This window comes from Embleya sp. NPDC059213 (genome assembly GCF_042754445.1).
In the GTDB taxonomy this organism is placed as follows: domain Bacteria; phylum Actinomycetota; class Actinomycetes; order Streptomycetales; family Streptomycetaceae; genus Embleya.
The window spans coordinates 1-6,421 of sequence record NZ_JBHZAV010000319.1 but is presented as its reverse complement, the minus strand read 5'-3'; the positions used below and the strand labels follow the sequence as shown (position 1 = coordinate 6,421).

Sequence of the window (6,421 nt, the reverse complement as noted above, 5' to 3'; positions counted from 1 at the left end):
GTCGCCCGCGGCGAAGACGCCTGCCACGGAGGTGCGTTGGAACTCGTCCACCCGCACACATCCGTCCGGGAGATGCACGCAGCCCAGGCGCGCGGCGAGCGCGGAGTGCTGGCGGATCCGGGTGCGATGGAAGATCGCCCCCCGAGTCAGCGCCGGGGCGGCCGCGAACTCCAGTGTCAGGGAGCCGGGTTCGCCGGATATCGAGGTCACCTCCTCGTCCCGCACGGCGACGTCGGCCTTGGCGAGCAGCGCCCGCTGTTCGTCGGTGGGCATCGACCCGTGCGTGGCCAGGACCACGTCGTGGCTGAAGCGGTCGGCCACGTACAGGGCCAACATCACCGAGGCCGGGTCCGAACCGACGACGGCGAGTGCCCGATCGCGGGTCTCGAAGCCGTGGCAGAACGGGCAATGGAAGACCCCGCGGCCGAACCGCTCGGCCAGACCGGGGATTTCGACCGGGACATCGACCTGTCCGGTGGCCAGGATCAGCTTGCGCGTGCGCTCGATCCGCCCGTCGGCAAGGACCAGTTCGAAGCCGGCGTCCAGCGCACGGGCGTCGCTCACTTCGCCCTCCCGCACCTCGACCGTGGCATACGCGGCCAGGTCGGCCCGGGCCGCCGCGCGCAGGGCGGTGGGGGAGACGCCGTCCCGACCGAGCAACATGTGGACCTCGGGGGAGGGGGCGTTGCGGGGTCGGCCGCTGTCGATCAGCAGCACGCGTCGACGCTGCCGCCCCGAGACCAGCGCCGCGTTCAGCCCGGCCGGCCCGGCCCCGACCACGACGACGTCGAACGACCCGCCCCCGTCGGCCTCCTCGCGCGCTTCGGGTGCCGTGCTCGTCTCGCTCATGTGTGGATCCTTCGTCTCGTCGGGGGGCCGGGCGGAAGATCGCCCGGCCCCTGGACACCACACCCTATAGCTCATGATAATCATTTCCATTAATCGATCGTCTTCCGACCGATCGCCTTCCTCCGGAGAGACAGCCGTGACCGATCCCTACGCCGTGACCGCCGACTACTACCACCTGATGTCCGAGCCCTACTGGCGGCAGTTGCGCCCGGTCCTGACCGACGCCCTGCGCGAGGTGGACCCCGCGGCGGGCCCGGTCCTGGACATCGGCGCGGGCACGGGCCTGTCCACCGCGGTCGTGGCCGACGCACTGCCCGCCGCGCGCATCCTCGCGCTCGAACCCTCCGCCGCGATGTGCGCCGCGCTGCACACCCGCACACAGCGGGATCCGGCGCTGCGGGCACGCGTGACGATCCACGCCGCGACGCTCGCCGACGCCGAACCCCTGCTGCCGCCGGCCCTGTCCGCCGTCGTGGCCACCGCCGTCCTGCATCACTTCGACGCCGACGAACGTCGCCTGCTCACCCGCGTGTTGGCCGAGCGACTGGCCCCGGGGGCACCCGCGTTCGTCGAGGTGCAGGAGCCGCCCGAGCCCTGCCACGTCCCGCCGACCCGCTATCACAGCGGCACCGTGGGCGACCTGGCGTACGAGGGGTGGATGCGCGCCGAGCCGGGCGGCGCGGGCACGATGGACTGGACGATGACCTACCGCACCACCCGGGCCGGACACGTGCTGGACGAGCGCTCGGCGTGCTTCAGGATGCACCCGATCCCGCTCGCGCGGATCGAATCCGAGGCCGCCGAAGCCGGCCTCGTCACCCGCCGCCTGGGCTGCGGTCTGCTGGAACTGCGCAGCGCCGGCGGCGGGCCGAGGTGAGCGGTCAGGGCTAGGCGCCCACGTACGCCGCGAGGTGCTCGCCGGTGAGGGTGGTGCGGTCGGCGACGAGGTCGGCCGGCGTGCCCTCGAAGACGATCCGGCCGCCGTCGTGACCGGCGCCCGGGCCGAGGTCGATGATCCAGTCGGCGTGCGCCATCACCGCCTGATGGTGCTCGATCACGACGACCGACTTGCCGGAGTCGACCAGCCGGTCCAACAGGCCGAGCAACTGCTCGACATCGGCGAGGTGCAGTCCGGTGGTCGGCTCGTCCAGGACGTAGACGCCGCCCTTCTCGGCCATGTGCGTGGCCAGCTTGAGCCGCTGCCGCTCGCCGCCGGACAGCGTGCTGAGCGGTTGCCCCAGGGACAGGTAGCCGAGCCCGACATCGGCGAGCCGCACCAGGATCGCGTGCGCGGCCGGCGTGCGCGCCTCCCCGGCGCCGAAGAACTGCTCGGCCTCGGTCACCGACATCGCGAGCACCTCGCTGATGTCGCGACCGCCGAAGTGGTACTCCAGCACCGACGCCTCGAACCGCTTGCCCTCGCACTCCTCGCACACGCTCGCGACGCCGGCCATCATCGCCAGGTCGGTGAAGACGACGCCGACGCCGTTGCAGGTCGGGCAGGCGCCCTCGGAGTTGGCGCTGAACAGGGCCGGCTTCACGCCGTTGGCCTTGGCGAACGCCTTGCGGATCGGGTCGAGCAGACCGGTGTACGTCGCCGGGTTGCTGCGCCGCGACCCGCGGATCGCCCCCTGGTCGACGGACACCACTCCCACGCCGGCGGCCTGCGAGTCGGTGATCAGCGACCCGTTGATCAGCGAACTCTTGCCGGACCCGGCGACGCCGGTGACCACCACCAGCACCCCCAGCGGCACGTCCACGTCCACGTCGCGCAGGTTGTGCGTGCTCGCGCCGCGGAGCTCCAGCGCGCCGGTGGGCGTGCGGACCTTCTCCTTGAGCACGGCCCGGTCGTCGAAGTGCCGGCCGGTGACGGTGCCGCCGGTGCGCAGCGCCTCGACGGTGCCCTGGAAGCAGATGGTGCCGCCCCCCGTCCCGGCGCCGGGGCCGAGATCGATCACGTGGTCGGCGATCGCGATCGTCTCCGGCTTGTGCTCCACCACGAGCACCGTGTTGCCCTTGTCCCGCAGCCGCAGCAGCAGGCCGTTCATCCGCTGGATGTCGTGCGGGTGCAGCCCGATGGTGGGTTCGTCGAAGACGTAGGTGGTGTCGGTCAGCGACGAGCCGAGGTGGCGGATCATCTTGACCCGCTGCGCCTCGCCGCCGGACAACGTGCCCGCGGGCCGGTCCAGCGAGAGGTAGCCGAGCCCGATCTCCACGAACGAGTCCAGGGTCTGCCGCAGCGACTCCAGCAGCGGCGCCACCGACGGCGCGTCGAGTTCGCGGATCCAGGCGGCCAGGTCGCTGATCTGCATCAGGCACGCGTCGGCGATGCTGATCCCGGCGATCCTGGAGGACCTGGCCCCCTCGCTCAGCCGGGTGCCCTCGCACTCGGGGCAGACGGTGAACGTCATCGCCCGCTCCACGAACGCGCGGATGTGCGGCTGCAACGCGTCGACGTCCTTGGCCAGCATCGACTTGCGGATCTTGGGGATCAACCCCTCGTACGTCAGGTTGATCCCGTCGACCTTGATCTTGGTCGGCTCCTTGTGCAGGAGGTCGTGCAGTTCCTTCTTGGTGAACTTGCGGATCGGCTTGTCCGGATCGAAGAAGCCGCAGCCGCCGAAGATCCGGCCGTACCAGCCGTCCATGCTGTAGCCGGGGACGGTGAGCGCACCCTCGTTGAGCGACTTGGAGTCGTCGTAGAGCTGGGTCAGGTCGATGTCGGAGACGGTGCCTCGGCCCTCGCAGCGCGGACACATGCCGCCGGTGCGGTTGAAGGTCGCCTTCACCGCCTTCTTGTTGCCGCGCTCGACGGTGATGGCACCGCTCGCGCGGACCGAGGGCACGTTGAAGGCGTACGCGCTGGGCGGGCCGATGTGCGGTGCGCCGAGTCGGCTGAACAGGATGCGCAACATCGCGTTGGCGTCGGTGGCGGTGCCGACGGTGGAGCGCGGGTCGGCGCCCAGGCGCTGCTGGTCGACCAGGATCGCGGTGGTCAGCCCTTCGAGGACGTCCACCTCCGGCCGGGCCAGGGTCGGCATGAAGCCCTGGACGAAGGCGCTGTACGTCTCGTTGATCAGCCGCTGCGACTCCGCGGCGATGGTGCCGAACACCAGGGAGCTCTTGCCCGAGCCGGAGACGCCGGTGAACACCGTCAGCCGACGCTTGGGGATCTCGACGCTGACGTCCTTGAGGTTGTTCACCCGCGCGCCGTGCACCCGGATCAGGTCGTGGCTGTCGGCAACGTGCGACGCAGGCGACTGCGAGTCCGTCCTCTTGGCCTTGCTCATCGTGACTCCATCCGTTCGGGCGGATCCGCTCTCGCGGCCTCCGCCGGCGTCGCCCGGCTCCGTGCAATCGGTTTCGGACCGCACTCCCCGGTGGGGTGCGGTCCGTGCCCTCACGCTAGCGGCGGCCCGGTGGCCCGCGCTTCTCGATTCATGATCGATTTCCCCGCGGTTGCCCGGCGTCCTGCCTGGTGGGGCGAGAACGTGTAGTCGTTTGCGGCGATGTGCGAGATTTTGCGATCCCGACTTGGACACGAGGGGCCCGGCGGACGAGTTAACGGGTGAGAGGCCCTCGGGCCTCGTGGACCGCCGGGGACACCCATTCGGTGCCCGGAGGGGTCCGTGCCGGACTTCACGGAAGGAACCGTGCCTTGAACCAAATCTTCGGCCCCGAGGCCAGACAACTGTGGCTGGTCATAGGCGTGTTGATCGTCGTCGTGCGCGCGCCGCTCGGTGCCCTGATACGCGGCCCGGTGGTCCCCGAGCCGAACCACCGCTGCGGTCCCGGATATCACCGCACGTGCCTCGCGCGCGGCAAGGGCGGCGGACGATGACCGAACCCCGACACCCGGAGCACGCCCGGGCCCAGGCCGTGGACGTGGATCTGGTGGACCTCCTGCCCAACGACTTCGTGGCCTTCTGCCACAGCCACCAGGCGACCCTGACCCGCTTCGCCTACGACCACCTCGGCTCCCGCCCCGAGGCCGAGGACCTGGTCGCCGACGTCCTGCTCACCCTGTACCAGTGCTGGGACGACGTCCTGCGCGAGCCCGCCCCGCCGGTCAAGCGGGCCTTCCGGATGCTCACCGACGCCCTGGAGGACCGCCGGCTGCGCCGCGACCTGGTGCGGGACGGCCTCGATCGGCTGCGCCCGGCCCCCGGCGGTCCGGTGCTGGACGCGCCGGCGGACTTCGTCCGGTTCTGTCGCGAGCACCAGCAGACGCTGACCGACCACGCCTGGAAGCACCTCGGCTGCCCGCACGACGCGGACGAGGCGGTCGCCGACGTCCTGCTCGCGCTGTCCAGGCGCTGGAGCGAGATCGTCCGGCACCCGGGTCCACCCCTCGCGCTCGCCTACGAGATCCTGCGCCGGCGGGTCGTGGACATCCGCCGCCGGCGCGGGCGCAGCCCCGAGGTGCCGATCGACTTCACCGCACCCGGCGCGCCCGACGTCGCCTCCACCACCGCAAGCGATCCGGCCGCCCTGGTCCCGCACCTGGACACCCTCGATCGCACCATCGCCGCGATGCCCGCCAAACGGGCCACCTGCGCCCGCCTGCACCTGGTGATGCAACTGCCGCTCCAGGACGTCGCCGACTACCTGGGCGTGACCATCTCCACCGTTCGCAGCCACGTGCACGCCGCCCGCAAACAACTGGCCAACGCCCTCGGCCGAGCCGAACACCACGCATCGGCCGAGGCCACCCCACCGACCCCAACGCACCCCCGGGAACCGAACGCATGAACCACCTCACCCCGCTCGACCACGCCCTCCAGGAACGCCGACGCGCGATGGACGCGGCCTTCGCCGACTACGACCCGGCCGGCGCCATCCGGCGGCTGGCCGACCGCATCGTCCAGGAGGAACTCCTGGCCACCCTGGTCCGTCCCACCACCATCGGCCCGCCGCGCGGGCCCGGGTTCGCCGACGCCCACGCCGCCCAGAACGCCGCCGCCGCCGAACTCGAGCACTGCTGCCAGGCCGTCGTCGCCCGCCCGACCACCGGCCCGCGACTGGGCGACTTCGTACAAAAGCGGCTGCCCGCAGGGGCGTTGGTGTTCGGTTGTCTGCTCTACCTCACCGGCCGGCCCGCGCCCGCCGCGTTCTGGTGGCGCTATGCGGCCGGCGCCGACAACGTCGAGGCCATGCGGTTGCTGACGCTGCATCACCGGGTCGAGGGCGAACCCGCGGACGCCCACCACTGGGCCGGCCGACTGCACGCGACCACCACGGCGCCGGCGCCGGCCGAGGTCGAGGGCTCCGGCGATCCGCAGGCGTACGTCGCCCGGGTGGAACCGGGCATCGAGGAGGTGGACGACCCCGACCTGGGCGAGATCTGCCGCCCGAACGCCTGCTTCCCCCGCCTGCTCGCCGCCGCCGGTCACACCGCCTGACCGCCTCTTCGCGCAGTACCGGACCACACCCCGTTTCCGCTCCGACAGCACCCCTCCCGCCGACGTGGCGGGGGGGGGCCCGGGCCCCCCGGGGCCCCCCCCCCCCCCGCAACCCCCCCCCCCCCACGGGCAGAAGGTGGGTCCCCCCGGGCCCCCCCCCCCCCCCCCCC

General features: G+C 72.0%; 6 protein-coding genes. 4 read left to right on the top strand and 2 right to left on the bottom strand.

What is annotated here, in order from left to right; genetic code table 11:
• Positions 1-849 (bottom strand): NAD(P)/FAD-dependent oxidoreductase (locus ACFXMF_RS46105; protein WP_380021251.1); only part of this gene is annotated, 849 nt, incomplete at its 3' end.
• A 136-nt stretch (positions 850-985) separates the two neighbouring features.
• On the opposite strand from ACFXMF_RS46105, the gene ACFXMF_RS46100 reads away from it, so the two are divergent.
• Positions 986-1,726, top strand: a complete 741-nt coding sequence (locus tag ACFXMF_RS46100; protein WP_379992439.1) for a class I SAM-dependent methyltransferase — start codon at positions 986-988, stop codon at positions 1,724-1,726.
• A 10-nt stretch (positions 1,727-1,736) separates the two neighbouring features.
• Here ACFXMF_RS46100 and ACFXMF_RS46095 read toward each other — a convergent pair whose 3' ends face one another.
• On the bottom strand, positions 1,737-4,139 hold the full coding sequence (locus tag ACFXMF_RS46095) for an ATP-binding cassette domain-containing protein (protein ID WP_379992438.1): 2,403 nt from the start codon (positions 4,137-4,139) through the stop codon (positions 1,737-1,739).
• Between the two features lie 368 nt (positions 4,140-4,507).
• Here ACFXMF_RS46095 and ACFXMF_RS46090 point away from each other — a divergent pair, with 368 nt between their 5' ends.
• The 3 genes from ACFXMF_RS46090 to ACFXMF_RS46080 are packed head-to-tail and all read left to right on the top strand — an operon-like array spanning position 4,508 to position 6,251.
• Complete coding sequence (locus ACFXMF_RS46090; RefSeq protein ID WP_379992437.1) at positions 4,508-4,690, top strand: hypothetical protein; 183 nt, start codon at positions 4,508-4,510, stop codon at positions 4,688-4,690.
• On the top strand, positions 4,687-5,601 hold the full coding sequence (locus tag ACFXMF_RS46085; RefSeq protein WP_379992436.1) for a sigma-70 family RNA polymerase sigma factor: 915 nt from the start codon (positions 4,687-4,689) through the stop codon (positions 5,599-5,601). Before ACFXMF_RS46090 ends, ACFXMF_RS46085 begins: the two co-directional genes overlap by 4 nt.
• A complete protein-coding gene (locus ACFXMF_RS46080; RefSeq protein ID WP_360311440.1) occupies positions 5,598-6,251 on the top strand; it encodes a hypothetical protein in 654 nt (217 codons plus the stop codon). The genes ACFXMF_RS46085 and ACFXMF_RS46080 overlap by 4 nt, the downstream gene beginning before the upstream one ends.
• The last annotated feature ends 170 nt before the right edge of the window (positions 6,252-6,421 follow it).